The organism is Pseudomonas sp. NCHU5216 (genome assembly GCF_052156495.1).
GTDB lineage: Bacteria > Pseudomonadota > Gammaproteobacteria > Pseudomonadales > Pseudomonadaceae > Aquipseudomonas.
In genome coordinates, this window is sequence record NZ_JBQLIX010000002.1 from 21,269 (window position 1) to 34,286 (window position 13,018).

Genomic DNA, 13,018 nt, shown 5'->3' on the forward strand with positions numbered 1-13,018 from the left:
CGCGCAGATGCGTGTCAGAAGCCAGGAAGCCAATGCGATTAATGACTAGGCGGCCGCGGAACCCGGTACAGGCAAGGACCACTCACGGATACCGCTGATGTTCCCAGCAGCCGCTACCTGGCTTGGAGCCAATACAAGTGGGCGAATACACCCAAGTCCAAAGGAAACCTGGGGAAGCACTTGCTGAAGCCGAGTCAGGACCTTTCGAATGCCTGAGGTGCGGAGCCGCCGGCGAGCATCCTTCCATTGCACACCTGAAATCTCATGGACTGAAACCATGCTGTCGACCAGGTATCGCGCCTGATCAAATGCGTGCTTGGCCTCAGGGACTTCTGCTGTCATCTCTTCAACCGCAAGCAGCAGAGCTGTTTGAAGGCAGGCCCAGCCGGCTAGGTCATGAACACGCGAGATGGGGCAGGATGGATGGCATGGCCCCATCTCTCGATGGTCCCATTGATTGGTTAAGTAGTTGAGCTCGGCTTCGGCGTAGAGGGCTGATGGCCATGTCGAGTCGACCCGGCCGTAAACATAGCCTGGGCCGGTGTACTGAATGACCTGGTAGTAATCAGTGATGCGCTGCAGCAAAAGACCGGCCGCGCGGCGGATGTCATTTGCGGAGGCCTGTTCGATCAAGCCGAACTGTGAGCGAAGTCGTAGCTTATCGAGGGGCCTGAGGGTGCCATTGAGCTTGGCTTGCTTAAGTGTCGGTGCGGTAGCTGGCTGGGCATGCTCTACCACTTGGTTCATTGCGCTCATGGCATCCGAGGCCTCTGGAGTCGACGATTTGGATATCGTCATCCTCGGCTCGCTGTGCCAGAAGCTCTCTATAACGAATCACGCACTCGCGACCGGCACAGACAACTGAGCAGCTGCTGTCACTGCCAAGCGACGCGTGAGGCCCCGAATTTCGTTACCTCATTTTGGTTTGTTGGCCATTTCTCCATTCGATAGTGTCGCCGCATACCTGCGAGCTGCGTCCTGCAGCCGCCTTTGCGATACAGGAAGAGGAGTTCAGCATCATGGATCAGCGCCAAGCCCGATCCCGGCAAAAGGGGTTCACCCTTCTTGAGGTGATGGTGGCCGTTGCAGTCATGTCGATGCTCGCAGCAGCCATGACCCCGGTTTGGATCAATGAGTACAACGAAGGCCGGGCGAAACTCACCATCGAGGAGACGCAGTCAATCCTCGACGCGGCAAGAAAGTACCGAGTACAGAATGGATCTTGGCCAGGCGGTGCTACCTGCATAAGTGCGGTCAACGCACTAAAGGGGACAACGCCACCACTGCTCGCAGGCGTCACGAACATCAACAAGTTCAACCAAACGCTCTCGACCTCCTGCACTGCAACCACATTCAGCATCGACCAGACCGTCGCGACCGACTACGACGGTGTTGTGGCGAATGGGTTGGCAAACACGGTGACGTTGACCACACCAGCAAATGGTGTGAGGACCACCATCGGCACGCCAGGAAGCGAGCCAGCCCTGGACAGCAAGCTTTCCCGGGTCGCCGAGACAAACGCGCAACTCAATCGCATGGAGACCACTCTGCTGCTGGGTGGGAACAACATCACTGAAGTAGCGCACATCGATGCCAACAGCTTGAACGTTGCAGGGGCAACTACAACTGGGAGCTTGGGTGTCACTGGTAATGCAACCGTCTCAGGGCAAACCGTCACAAACGTGCTGGGGGTTTCGACTAACGCGCTAATCGGCGGCAACCTGGGCGTAGTTGGCACGACAGCACTGAACGGTGCCGTGACAGTGAACGCAGATGCCCGATTCAACGGTGAGACCGACTTCCGAGACATCGTGAAGCTGAACAAGGTGGTAACAGAGGGAACGTCCTGCTCGCCAACAGGGGCGATCGCAAGAAACTCAACAGGCCTCACACTCTCTTGCCAATCCGGTGTGTGGGCTTCGTCCTCTGGGGACGTTAACAATATATACGCTTCCGGCGTAATTATGGGCGGAAGCGGCACCACAAATCTTGGTCCAAAGAAATTCTGCGCTCTAGGCAGCTATCGCTCTGACTCTGGCGACGATGGTCTATGCCAAGTCTATAAATCCGGAAGCAATTGGTATTTCAATAGGTCACAGCAAAGCTATGTGGGCTGTGGGTATATCTGTTATGACTGAAATGCCATGTGGCCACTTATACTGGGAGTGGCCGCAGTAATCACAATTAGACCAATATCCTTTTCCAGTAGTTAGAATATTTGTTAGCGTAGCTCTGCTCAATTCGTAAATTTGCACAACGAATTGTTGTCGGTTACATAATATGCACTACTGACAGGCACGATTCCGCCCGCGTTACTGCCAGCATTATTGTTGCTAAGAGATGCGTGCCAACCGGAAATATAGATACCGTCTATGTACAGGCGTACATAGTTCCCACTGCCGGTAGAACCGCAATGACCTGATACTGAGACATAGATTGGTTTAGTCGTATTGTCTTGATACTGGGTATCTGCGAGACGACAACCAGTGAGACTAATCCAAGACTGCCCGAAACCAAGGCCGCCATATCCTGCCAACTCGCTGGATTGGCAAACTAGTTATTTCTGACAGATGCGATACCAAACGTAAGGCGTACTTCCGGAATAACTGAAACCAGTCAGATAAGACAGGTATCCAGAGGGGCAACTACACCATCCTGTCTGTGGGTTCGTTATTCCGCAGGATGTTTCAGCGTTCGCCCCGATATTTGTGTATGCCCCTCCGAACCTACTTTCGCCGCCAACCCACACGCCGGATTGGCAAGCTAGTACCAGTACGCGGTAACTGTCCACCAGTCTCCCGCTGAAATGCTGTAAGTACCAGGTGCGACAGTTGCTTTACCGCAAGATCGAGCCGATGAAGTCCAAGCGATCAACTCACTTCCTACTGTGAATGATGAGCCGCATCCACTTACCTCGACCCACTTGGCTTTAGTAGGAACCCACGAAAATAGGTTTTTACTGCCATTCCCAAGGTCATAGCTTGAGTTGGCCGGGTAAACCCGTGCGTACTGCAGTCCCCCACCGTTGCTCGCCCACACGCTGGATTGGCAATCACATTGCCGCTTCGCATGAGTAACCAAATGTTGACCCATCCCAAGGGCTCCACCAGTAATACGCGCCTATTGAAATGCGTCTGGCCGTATATCCAGCAGGACAAGAACAGTTTCCAGTAACAATGTTTGCCTGACCACAGCCAGCTGGCATACCCACATTATTGGCCCCGTGGTTTGTTAGGTATGTCCCCCCAAACCTTACACGGCCTTCTCCAAGCCACACGCCGGATTGGCAAGATGGTTATGGTTTGGCGCATTGATACAGTGTGCATGGATAACAACCACCAACTGCAATTGAAAATGCCGTATATCTAGTAAAACCAGCAGGACAGCTGCAACCACCTGTGATGGGGTTTCCTACATAACAGCCTCCATGCCCCGGACTATAAAAGTATGACCCGCCCCAAGAGCCTCCACTGCTCGGCGCAGACCACACGCCGGATTGGCAAGATGGTCAGAAGTCGGCGCATAGTGCAACAGCGTGGAATGTTCTGTGGTAGGAGTTTCCAATTATGTCTGATGCCGCTACACAGTTGCTCCCATCTGTGTAGGAACTCTCGACGAGATAATTTGCTCCCCAGTGTGCGTCGAGCTTGTATCCACACTCCAGAACAGTCGGATAACTAGCTGGGCATTTCACTGTACTGACTCCTTGTGAAATTGCGGGACCGTTAACTACAAGCGTACTAGGCTTGCCTCCGCCAAGAGAGCGCCACACGCCGGATTGGCAAAACTAACTGCACATCGCTGTCCAACGAATTGCTTGGCTATCGCCAGAGATTCTAACTTGGAAATAATTCAGACCAACAACTGGTACGACATGTGTTGTCGAAGCTGAATCAGTGGTATCCCGTGCTGTCGATGTCGATACGCTCGGATAACTTTTTCTGCATGGTCTAGCGAAGTAGATGTTAACTCTTGCGTCTCGTCCTAATACCGGGGTGGTTCCCCAGTTCATAATCATTCCATTAGAGAGCTCAGACCAACCAGCGTCAGGATCGCCTATAACGGAACCTGAGCTGAGCCACACGCCGGATTGGCAATCATGGTTTATAACAACTGAAAGATCGGCATGGCCAGCAGCCGTTAACCCAAATATCAAATTGTACGTTTGTGCTGTAACCGGCGGGACAGCTACAAGTTCCGGTTAGTGGATTGCCATTGATACATGAGCCCGATTGCGACCAGAAACTTCCGCCCCACGTGCCACTTGCTCCCGATCCTTTCCACACGCCGGATTGGCAAGCTAGTTACACACGAAGCCGTTCGTATCCCATTGGGACGAATAAAACATCTGACCGACCTGTATTGCCATTGTCCCTAGTGGGCAGGTGCAGGCTCCTGTCCTTGGATTTACCCATCTGCACGCTCCATTTGCTCGAACAGTTGCAAACCCGCCACCTGGCTCTGCGGCACTTCCAGCCCACACGCCGGATTGGCAAGTAACTATTTAGCACACAGGCCTGTATGCACCCGGTTATTTCTGTGAGAGTTTGAGTCAATGCCAGAAAACGCACGATTTATTAGTGTATAGCCGGCTGGGCAACTCGGATTGCAACCGCAACCAGATGAGTAACAGGTACAGCTTGCCACTCGAACATCTGGTGTTCCTGCACCATTTGTCCACACACCGGATTGGCAATGATGGTCAGTCTATGCAGTTAGCCCTACAAGTTACTGAATCCCCACTTACTGAAGATGATCTCGCTGAAAGAGTCCATGTAATTCCGTCATTTGTTGCCACACTGCACAAACCATTGTCTTGAGGCGTTGTGAAGTATCCAATCGCACAAAATGCATGCTGACCAATTGAAGAGTTCTGTGTGCTACTTGAACCTGTGCTTAACGTGTACCTGCTTACTGGACCTATCGAAGCAGCTCCCTTCCACACGCCGGATTGGCAATCAGGAAGGGCAGCAAATGGCTGTTGCAGTTATCACTACAGTAGAGCCAGCACCAATCCGCGAGCATGTGACGGAGTTATTCGTGATTACTCGTGGCATAGCGTCGTATTGAACGCTGTCGCCACCAGTATCCGTCGTCCTACATGCTAGGCCCGTCATGGTGTAGCTGGCGGGGCAGGTGCTGGTCGAGTGCAATGATCCAGATCCGGCGCTAGTACTTTCAACTCGACTACAAGCACCTACTCCACTATTCCCACGCCACACGCCGGATTGGCAAGACTCAGTGTTTCCAAGGCTCTCCTAGGATTTCACCTCACTCATCATCCAAAATTTTGTGTGAGGGGTTCGCCAGTGATATCTGATTGCCCCAGAGGGTCGAGCATGAAGACCAAACTGTCATCGACATCGTCTAGGTACTGGTTGGGTGGGGGAACCGGTACCCTATCCCGAAGAGCCGTCACCAGGTGTCGCAGTAGGAGATCTTGAGCACTCTGCAGCGCGAGCTGAACGGACGAGCCCTGTCCTCTCATATCGTCGAAGTCCAGCAGTCGCACCTGGAACTCTCCTTCTGCAGAACGTTCAGTGATCGCAGGGTACGGAATCAGCTGGCCTAGCACTAACTGGCGCCCGCGGTTGCCATTTCCTTCGAGCTTTTTGACGAGCTTTGCAGCCTTCAGGTGTGTGTATCTCTTGAGCATCGCGAGGGACTTGTGGCCAGTAATGGCGGCGATCTCCATGATGTCGAGCCGGCCGAGCTCTGACAGCCTCGACGCCGCTTCATGTCGCGTATCGTGGAAGTGCAGATCTTCGATACCAAGGCGATGCATCATGATTCGCCAGGCTGACTTCAAGCCATTCGAGGTGTAGCTAAAAACCCGGCCTTTTTGCTTCACACCCATGCGAAGCAGCGCAGCTCTTGCCTTAATGCTCAGAGGTACATCCCGCTTTGTGCCGTTCTTTGTCTCAGGCAAGTGGGCAATCCCGATGCGTAGGTTGATGTGATCCCACTCGAGCTTCAGCAGTTCCCCCTGCCGCATCGCGGTTTCCAATGCCAGTACAAAGATCGAGTACAGATCTGTCGTCGCGTGATTTTTGCAGTAGCGCAGGATAAGCCGCTCTTCTCGGGGTGAAATGCGGCGGTCGCGGCCTGGGCTAGGCGGTGGTTTGCGAACGTTCTTGACTGGATTTTGGTCGCACGAGCCCCACTCAATGCAGCCGATGTCAAAGAGCGAGCTCAGCAACGACATCTCTAGCCGAACGGTCGAAGGTGAAATGGGCTTTCCAGTTTTCGGGTTCAACTGGGTAAGCCGCTCGTCCCGATACCTCGCGATGTTGGGGCTGCCGATCTCGCGCATGAGGAGATCGGCATCAGCCCAACGAAGTAGTTGCCTGATTCGATACGACTCTTGAGCGTATCCCTTCTTCAGGATCGAGATCGTTTGTTGGTACTTGATCAACCCATCACGTAGGGTCAGGTCGACTTGCATCCAGTTCCTCCAGCTTAGACTCGACGCTGGAGAAAGCCTCAATCAGCGTGACGTTGAGCACCGAGCAAAGGGACACGACAGTGTCCAGTGTCGGTGAGCACAGGCCGCGCTCGAGCAAGCTGATATAGGTACGGTCATACCCGGCATCAAAGCCGAGCCTTTCCTGGGAATAGCCAGACTGCAGCCTTAGGTCTCGTAGAACCAGGCCGAAGGCATAGTTGTGATCTGGCTTTCGACTGTTCAACGCACCGGCCCATGTGTAGTGGGGCGGATTGTCGAGTTGCAGAGTAAAGTCGTCTGCGGAGTATATTCTGCAGAGCCTTGATTTCGCACCGCTGCCAAGTCTTAGGCCGATGGCCAAAAAATCGCGCAGGGTACTAATTTCGGTCTAAGAGGTCAGCAATCTATAACCAATGATGGTAGTACTGGCGTGCAAAAACCTGTGCGCTCTATCAGGTACGATTGGACGCTCACATTCATAACCCTGCTGGGGGCATCAATGAACGCAAGCGAGCATCTGGCGCAATCAACCTACAACCCATCACTGCAGTACGTGCTGTTTGAGTCTGAGGACCCTGAGGGGTGCTTGCTGGACGGAGTGCTGTACGCCTGGCCAACGGGCTCGTTTGAGCCTGACTTCAGCATCGAGTTGGGGCGCTTTAACGGTGACGTGTTGGTGATTGCGGGTCGCAGAGCCGGGCGCCGGACAGGCCTTCTGATCGAGATGTTCGATGGCCGCCGATTGGCCCTTGCAGAGCGCGATCTCCACGCTGACTAGCAATTCTCCAAAGCAGCCAGTGATAGGGAGCACGCACCAGCGGCGGCGAATGCTCCTTGTCTGGATGACTTAGGCCGCTACTGGTGATGCAACAGCAATTTCTGCGAAAGCCGGCAGACGCTTGATCCGGTCAACGTAGGCGCTCAGGTGGGGGAGAGATTTGATTGAAAGCCCCTTGCTGATAGCGCGTAGGAGCCAGGGAGCGAGAGTGATGTCAATCAACGAGATCGATTCCCCAGCAAAGTAGGTGCGGCCTTCGAGGGTGGCATTGAACTCCTGCAACTGCTGACGCAGCTTTTGAACGGCATCAGCGTTGGCGGCAATGGCTTCGTCCAGAAGCGGAAACACCTCTCTGTGCAGCGTTCGAATCACGCTCCGGTAGATCGCTCTGTCGGCAACGTTTGCCGGTAGCAGCGGGATGGCTGGATTCTGCTCTTCCAGATACTCAAGCACGATATCGAGGTCGCTCACAGTCACATAGCGGTCGCTCAGGGCTGGCACACGCTGTACGCCAACGCTGTTGGCCAGCTTGCTGTTCTCTTGAATGTCGATGCAGCAGAAGTCGAGTTGCTTCACCTGTGCGGCGAAACGAACGATGCTGGATGCGATGCAGTCTGCCTTGACGAAAAGCTTGGTAGTGGACGAGATCGACATGGTGCTAGCTCCGGTTGTTAATGCGATAGAGCTAGTGTGCGGCCAGCCAAGGTGTGCCAGAACCACCCGCAAGGAAACTCCCTCGCGGGCGAATCAAGCTGGTGGTGCTGATTGGGCTATCAAGCCCTTATGAGGAGGCGCTTGATTCAAAGTCCCAGCTTGCGCTCGAAGCCAGGCGAGCTTCTACCATTCGTATACCGGGATGTCCGGTTGTACCTCCCCATCGGAGTCAAGGCGCAACCAACACGATCTGGAGCGTTGCCCTGTCGAATCCACATCTGTCAGGTTCTTGGCCTTCAGCCAGTCACGCAGATCTACCAGACACTGTGGGGGGGCGTTTACGCGACCTTCCAGATCGTCTAGACAGATGAAGAAGCCGTTGGGCCAGGCAGCGCAAGGGCACCAGGTGTTGTTGTTGCCGAGTTTGGATAGCTGATCAGCCACACCCGCAGTGAGGTGCTGAGTGCTGATGACAGGCAGCGATAGGATTTCCATGGGGGCTCCTAGTTGGAAATTAGCGGTTGAGCTGCCAGTCATGGCGCCAGAAGTATCCTGTTGGCCGGCTAGCATTCCCGCTGTAAGCCTGCATTCCAGGACGTCGGCGTTTCAGCAGCCGATAGGCAAACGTGGCACCCTCGCAGCGATAGAGGCGTAAGGCGGAGGTTAGGCGGTAGCGACCATTTGGGAGCTGCTCAATCGCCACTCGCTTGCAGGCGAGCTGTCTAAGGTCTATGTCGCTGTCTAGCGTTATGTCGAGCGTGTGGGATCGCATCGGTTACTCCGAAAGGCCAGGGGAGATGGGGTCAACTGCATGCGTGAATGAGGCTGGCAGGCATGAAGCCAGACCCTCAACTCAGCATGTCGAAGAACTTCTGGCTTTCGGGGTGGCGACTGCGCGGCTTCAGCAGATCCTGCTCTGCCGGCTCGCGAATACCTTGATCGGTTATGACGAAATTCATGAGGCCTGAGACCGCATCGCGCACACCGAAGTACAGGTCGTGTAGGCGCTCGGAACTCTCATGGTCGTTGTGCGTCTCTGCCAGGTTCTGAAGACCGGCCAGCACATAGCCATTGGCGACCAGGGACAGCGTTTCCAGGCTCATCTCGATGTCCTTCATGAGCCCATGACAAGTGCACGTTACGAGATCCTGGCTGGGGTAAACCATGACGACAATCCCGTTCGGATACTCACGGTATTCCCAGAGCCCGCCGGTGTAGGCTTCGCCGGCGAGCGCGCGGAAGGTGTTGAACAGGTTTCCATCGTAGTTGATGTACTGCATGCCCATTAGGCGCACCATCCGCTCGATTGCCGCCTCGTTGGGTACCACTGTGTAGTCCTGCATGCCCGCTCCTAGGTGAGTAGTCCTCGCAGATGTGCGAAGAGAGGAGGGCATTGAAAGGGGAGGAGTGGAGTGGCAGAACCCGATACCGGGTACTTTTTTCATCAGCGCCGGCCTAGACAGCAACCTGCTGCCTGGCCGGCTTATGGCGTTCAGTCCGCGCTGAGCGTTGCTTGATGCTCGAGCGCCGCGTAGGCCTCGGGAAAGTTGCTTGGAAGCATGGCCAGGGCCTGGAGACTGTACCAGGCCTCGTCATAGCGGCCGGAGACGACATCTTGCCGAGCAACACCGACAGTGGACGCCTCTTGGCCATTGGAGAACTGGATGGTTAGTGAGCCGTGCTCGTCGTATTTGTGCAGTCGCTGGCTGGCCATGAACTGCAAAATGACCGCGTCGCCACAACTCGCACAGGTATCCTCAAGCCCTTGCATGTGCTCAAGGCTGGCATCTGGAATCTCTCGATAGCCGCAGAGGTAGTCGCCGCCATCGGCGACACGAACGTAGGGCATCGCAAAACCGAACGGTAGCGCGCTAGAACATTGCGGTTTATTGTCCTCCCACCAAGTTCGTAGCACCTGCAAGGCTGGGTGGTTCTCCAGGTAACCGGTGTGATCAAGTCCATCATCCATTTCTTGGGTGTCGAAAGGCAGCGTCTGGGCCAGGCATACCGCTTTTATCAGCACCTCAGGCGGGAGCTGAACGTGAGCCAGCGCGTGGTGCTCAGAGTTGCCGGCCTCGAAAGATGCCTGGCGGGTCATTTCGTGTAGCTGGAGATCCTGGTGCGCGTTGATGCCGGTCGCCTGTTCGAACGGGATAGGCGGGATCGAAAGGTCTTCCTCGAGTAGCAGGCCTGAGCCATCGCAAACATGTCCGTGCTCAAGCTCAGTGAGTCGGGTGATCTTTCGTTGCATGTACTGTGGTGTGAAGTCCGAGGCTCGTGGCATTGCAATGGCCGAAAGAAAGATCGGCGCCGCCGGCGCAGCTCGCACACGCCAGTCGCTCACTGACATCGTGTAGGTGCGATGTGCCCCTTCTTCCAGGGTCAGAAGCAATACATGGCGTACAACCCATAGGCGCCTGCCTGAGCATGCCTCTGCGGTATCTCCGGAGATCGTCCAGCGGAACTCGATCAGCAGGCCCTTCGGTAGATTTGAGGCGTCGACACACCAGCCATTCCGAGACTCAACAGAGCCACCGATCACGTAGCGTGGATTGGGGTATGGCTGGCGTATGGTGATCCCAGACTGGGGCAGGAGCAGCTTCTGCAGCTCAGGGGGACACTTAACCTCGAGCTGGATATCCTCAAGCTTGAAGTGGCAGCCAACGGGCATGAGAAGTTCAGGTAGCAAATGAAGTGTCGGCCTGTCGGTATCCGCGGTACCGACCTCCGTTCCATCTGCATTCAGAAGCCTGTTGGTACCGATATCGACGGCGTACTGCATGACTCTCTCCGTAATCATGCCCAGGATGGGCTTTGAGCCACGGTACCGCCGATCAGGTGTGGCGCAACCCAAACCCAGTTAAGCGATTTCACCGGGTTCCGATTGCTGAGGGCCTCCGTGTGGTGGTGACGCGAATCAGCCTTGCTGTCAGGCCGATTTAGTCGGTGTATGTCGCTGGCGCTTGCGCTTGTGGCCGAGAGGGAAGGTGACCAGTAGCACTGGCTTTCGCTCTACCTCTGCTACTGAAGCAAAGCAGTAGGAACCGGGAGCACCAAAGAAGCTGTCAGCGTTCTCTCCTAGCAGCCGTTCCCGAAAGTCGAATGGCCCCAAGATCTCCCGGAGAATGATTCGACGGGTCTCTTCTTTTTGCGAGCTCAGCCAGGCAACGACCTCATCGGTGCGCTTCTCACCAGGTCTGAGACGAAGTGGCCGGCCGTTCGGGTGTATAGGGTCCTGAACCTCGCATTCCTTGAGGTCGAACATAACGGGGAGGGTGCAGATCCTGGTCTCGCCGCGCCAGACTATGGCGGCTAGATTTGCGCCTGGAGGCAGTCGCCGCAGATCAGTCAGGTCACCTGAAAGTTCCAGGGAAAGAGATCGATCGATTGGCAAAATGCCATCCGCGCTAGCGAAGCCCCGAGAGATTTTGGTGATCCGCCCGGATGCGACTCTCACCCAGCCAATATCTCCGGACTCTAAGGCGCAGAGGTAGCGCTTACCTTGATCAAGCTCGATAGTCTTCTGCTCGATCTGCCAGTTGGTGAAGCTACCGGACCCTACGGAGAGAAAGGGGCTGTGGTTCTTCTTCTTGGGCTGAATGACTCTGCATCGTTGTGCTGGAAAGCTTTTCTTCAGAGGTGTCATTCGTTCGCTGATCTTCCCCCTGATTGCCTGTAGTCGACGCTCGCGCTCCACTTTGACGGCCGAGCCATCCGCATCCTCAGTCAGGGGGAGAACATCGGCCTGGCGCTTGAATTGAGCTGCGAAACTGAGTTCGACCGTCTCACATGCCTCACGAAAGGCCTTGTGGAGAGCTGCAGGGTCTTTCACGTTGTCCCGCATCCATTGAATCATCTCAGCCGTAATCGGCTCGGCTTCTTCGAGCCACGGAGCTATCCGGGCCCTAACCACGTCGCGAACCTTGTCGCTGGTGAACGCGGCAGACAGCTCCTTGTTATGAAGTCTTCCGCGCTTTGTAAGGTTCTGGCTGCCGATCGTGACGAAGCTGCTCTCGTCCATCACTACCTTGGCGTGAAGGCCATCAATCTTGAAGAGCTGATGACCGGCTCTGAGCAGTGCCTCGAGCTGATCCAAGCTCGATCCGCCCGATGCAAAGAGCGGTACGTCGAAGCGTGTGTAAATCCTGGCGTTGGCTTTACCTTCCACCAGGCTGGTGCAGAGCTCCCCGGTGATGAAGGGCGAGAGGATTGTCAGCGGGGAAGTAGCGGCCCTGGCCTTTATTCTCCAAAGACTGGCGACCTTGCGCCGAATCTGCAGGCTGCTGATTGGGTCGATGGCCACGAAGGTCACTCCTTGTGATCGGGTGGTATACACACCAGGTTCGGAGTGAAGAGTACCAGCAGGGGCGGCTCTGTGGCCTCTAGGCGCAAATGCGTAAGTGCTGCAGGCACTGGGCCTGCGAACACTTATTGAGATGAATCGCTCAGGGTCGAAGCGGTCTCACGACGGGAATCACCTTGGATCTGGATGATGGCGTTGCCGAGGGCTTCGCTTTCACCATCCACGTAGTCAGGCCAGGGAACGAATGGCTCGCTGGCGAAAGAGTTGAACATCACGCTCTCTGGGCAGCGGTACCCAAAAGGCGCTGCGTCCTCGAACTGCACCAGCGCAACCGGGGAAACACAGGCCTGCATATCCTGGATGTCACCAATCTCCTTGAGGACTCTTACGTCGGCCCAGCCGGCCTTGTCGTTCGAGAAGAACGAGAGATGCTGGAATGCCGAGACCATGCCAACCACCGCTGCACACGACAGCACGACTACTTTTCCTGTCGGCCAGAACAGACGCCCCTCAGCGGAAGCTGCTCGTTGCCAGCAGTAGCTTGCGTACCCAGTGCACACCACTGCACCGAGCCCCAGTAGATAGACGGAGGTGCGGCCAGTGGGTATGTCGAAAGAAGTGGGGGCATCGATCTCCAAGATCATGCTTAGTACCGGAGCCATGAACAGCAAGCTGATTACGCCGAGCAGCAGCGGCTCCAAGGGAAGCCGCCATTTGGTCCAGGGTTCATTCGCGAACTGAGCAGCCCGGGTCATGTATGAGAACTGGCTAAAGGTAGCCAGCACCATCAGTGCCAGGCAGAGAATCAGGTAAAGCATGAGTTGGTCCTGTGGTTGTG

General features: G+C 55.3%; 11 protein-coding genes. 2 read left to right on the plus strand and 9 right to left on the minus strand.

Annotated features, from left to right (window positions below):
- Window positions 1-45 precede the first annotated feature (45 nt).
- Complete coding sequence (locus ACSVIK_RS01580; RefSeq protein WP_442442615.1) at window positions 46-798, minus strand: hypothetical protein; 753 nt, start codon at window positions 796-798, stop codon at window positions 46-48.
- A 221-nt stretch (window positions 799-1,019) separates the two neighbouring features.
- Between ACSVIK_RS01580 and ACSVIK_RS01585 the strand changes: the two genes are divergently transcribed.
- Window positions 1,020-2,138, plus strand: coding sequence for a prepilin-type N-terminal cleavage/methylation domain-containing protein (locus tag ACSVIK_RS01585; RefSeq protein ID WP_442442616.1), 1,119 nt, complete (start codon window positions 1,020-1,022; stop codon window positions 2,136-2,138).
- Between the two features lie 3,140 nt (window positions 2,139-5,278).
- On the opposite strand, the gene ACSVIK_RS01590 is transcribed toward ACSVIK_RS01585, so the two are convergent.
- Window positions 5,279-6,445 (minus strand): site-specific integrase, encoded by a 1,167-nt coding sequence (locus ACSVIK_RS01590; protein WP_442442617.1) that lies wholly within the window; start codon window positions 6,443-6,445, stop codon window positions 5,279-5,281.
- Window positions 6,420-6,806, minus strand: coding sequence for a helix-turn-helix domain-containing protein (locus tag ACSVIK_RS01595; protein ID WP_442442618.1), 387 nt, complete (start codon window positions 6,804-6,806; stop codon window positions 6,420-6,422). Before ACSVIK_RS01595 ends, ACSVIK_RS01590 begins: the two co-directional genes overlap by 26 nt.
- 138 nt (window positions 6,807-6,944) lie before the next feature.
- Between ACSVIK_RS01595 and ACSVIK_RS01600 the strand changes: the two genes are divergently transcribed.
- Complete coding sequence (locus ACSVIK_RS01600; RefSeq protein ID WP_442442619.1) at window positions 6,945-7,223, plus strand: hypothetical protein; 279 nt, start codon at window positions 6,945-6,947, stop codon at window positions 7,221-7,223.
- Window positions 7,224-7,292: 69 nt separating this feature from the next.
- On the opposite strand, the gene ACSVIK_RS01605 is transcribed toward ACSVIK_RS01600, so the two are convergent.
- The 6 genes from ACSVIK_RS01605 to ACSVIK_RS01630 all read right to left on the minus strand — a co-directional run bounded on the left by ACSVIK_RS01605 (window position 7,293) and on the right by ACSVIK_RS01630 (window position 12,998).
- Complete coding sequence (locus tag ACSVIK_RS01605; RefSeq protein WP_442442620.1) at window positions 7,293-7,877, minus strand: glutathione S-transferase family protein; 585 nt, start codon at window positions 7,875-7,877, stop codon at window positions 7,293-7,295.
- A 183-nt stretch (window positions 7,878-8,060) separates the two neighbouring features.
- Window positions 8,061-8,447 carry a DUF5983 family protein gene (locus ACSVIK_RS01610; RefSeq protein ID WP_442442621.1) on the minus strand — a complete coding sequence of 129 codons (387 nt, stop codon included), beginning with the start codon at window positions 8,445-8,447 and terminating at the stop codon, window positions 8,061-8,063.
- A gap of 278 nt (window positions 8,448-8,725) precedes the next feature.
- Window positions 8,726-9,220 carry a hypothetical protein gene (locus ACSVIK_RS01615; RefSeq protein WP_442442622.1) on the minus strand — a complete coding sequence of 165 codons (495 nt, stop codon included), beginning with the start codon at window positions 9,218-9,220 and terminating at the stop codon, window positions 8,726-8,728.
- 149 nt (window positions 9,221-9,369) lie between these two features.
- Window positions 9,370-10,659, minus strand: a complete 1,290-nt coding sequence (locus tag ACSVIK_RS01620; protein ID WP_442442623.1) for a hypothetical protein — start codon at window positions 10,657-10,659, stop codon at window positions 9,370-9,372.
- Window positions 10,660-10,806: 147 nt separating this feature from the next.
- A complete protein-coding gene (locus ACSVIK_RS01625; protein WP_442442624.1) occupies window positions 10,807-12,180 on the minus strand; it encodes a hypothetical protein in 1,374 nt (457 codons plus the stop codon).
- A 125-nt stretch (window positions 12,181-12,305) separates the two neighbouring features.
- Window positions 12,306-12,998 (minus strand): hypothetical protein, encoded by a 693-nt coding sequence (locus ACSVIK_RS01630; protein WP_442442625.1) that lies wholly within the window; start codon window positions 12,996-12,998, stop codon window positions 12,306-12,308.
- Between the last annotated feature and the right edge of the window lie 20 nt (window positions 12,999-13,018).

Excerpts from the sequence above, each read along its gene's own strand:
- ACSVIK_RS01580 (WP_442442615.1), bottom strand. The coding sequence starts at position 798 with ATGACGATATCCAAATCGTCGACTCCAGAGGCCTCGGATGCCATGAGC.
- ACSVIK_RS01585 (WP_442442616.1), top strand. The coding sequence starts at position 1,020 with ATGGATCAGCGCCAAGCCCGATCCCGGCAAAAGGGGTTCACCCTTCTT.
- ACSVIK_RS01590 (WP_442442617.1), bottom strand. The coding sequence starts at position 6,445 with ATGCAAGTCGACCTGACCCTACGTGATGGGTTGATCAAGTACCAACAA.
- ACSVIK_RS01600 (WP_442442619.1), top strand. The coding sequence starts at position 6,945 with ATGAACGCAAGCGAGCATCTGGCGCAATCAACCTACAACCCATCACTG.
- ACSVIK_RS01605 (WP_442442620.1), bottom strand. The coding sequence starts at position 7,877 with ATGTCGATCTCGTCCACTACCAAGCTTTTCGTCAAGGCAGACTGCATC.
- ACSVIK_RS01610 (WP_442442621.1), bottom strand. The coding sequence starts at position 8,447 with ATGCTAGCCGGCCAACAGGATACTTCTGGCGCCATGACTGGCAGCTCA.
- ACSVIK_RS01615 (WP_442442622.1), bottom strand. The coding sequence starts at position 9,220 with ATGCAGGACTACACAGTGGTACCCAACGAGGCGGCAATCGAGCGGATG.
- ACSVIK_RS01620 (WP_442442623.1), bottom strand. The coding sequence starts at position 10,659 with ATGCAGTACGCCGTCGATATCGGTACCAACAGGCTTCTGAATGCAGAT.
- ACSVIK_RS01630 (WP_442442625.1), bottom strand. The coding sequence starts at position 12,998 with ATGCTTTACCTGATTCTCTGCCTGGCACTGATGGTGCTGGCTACCTTT.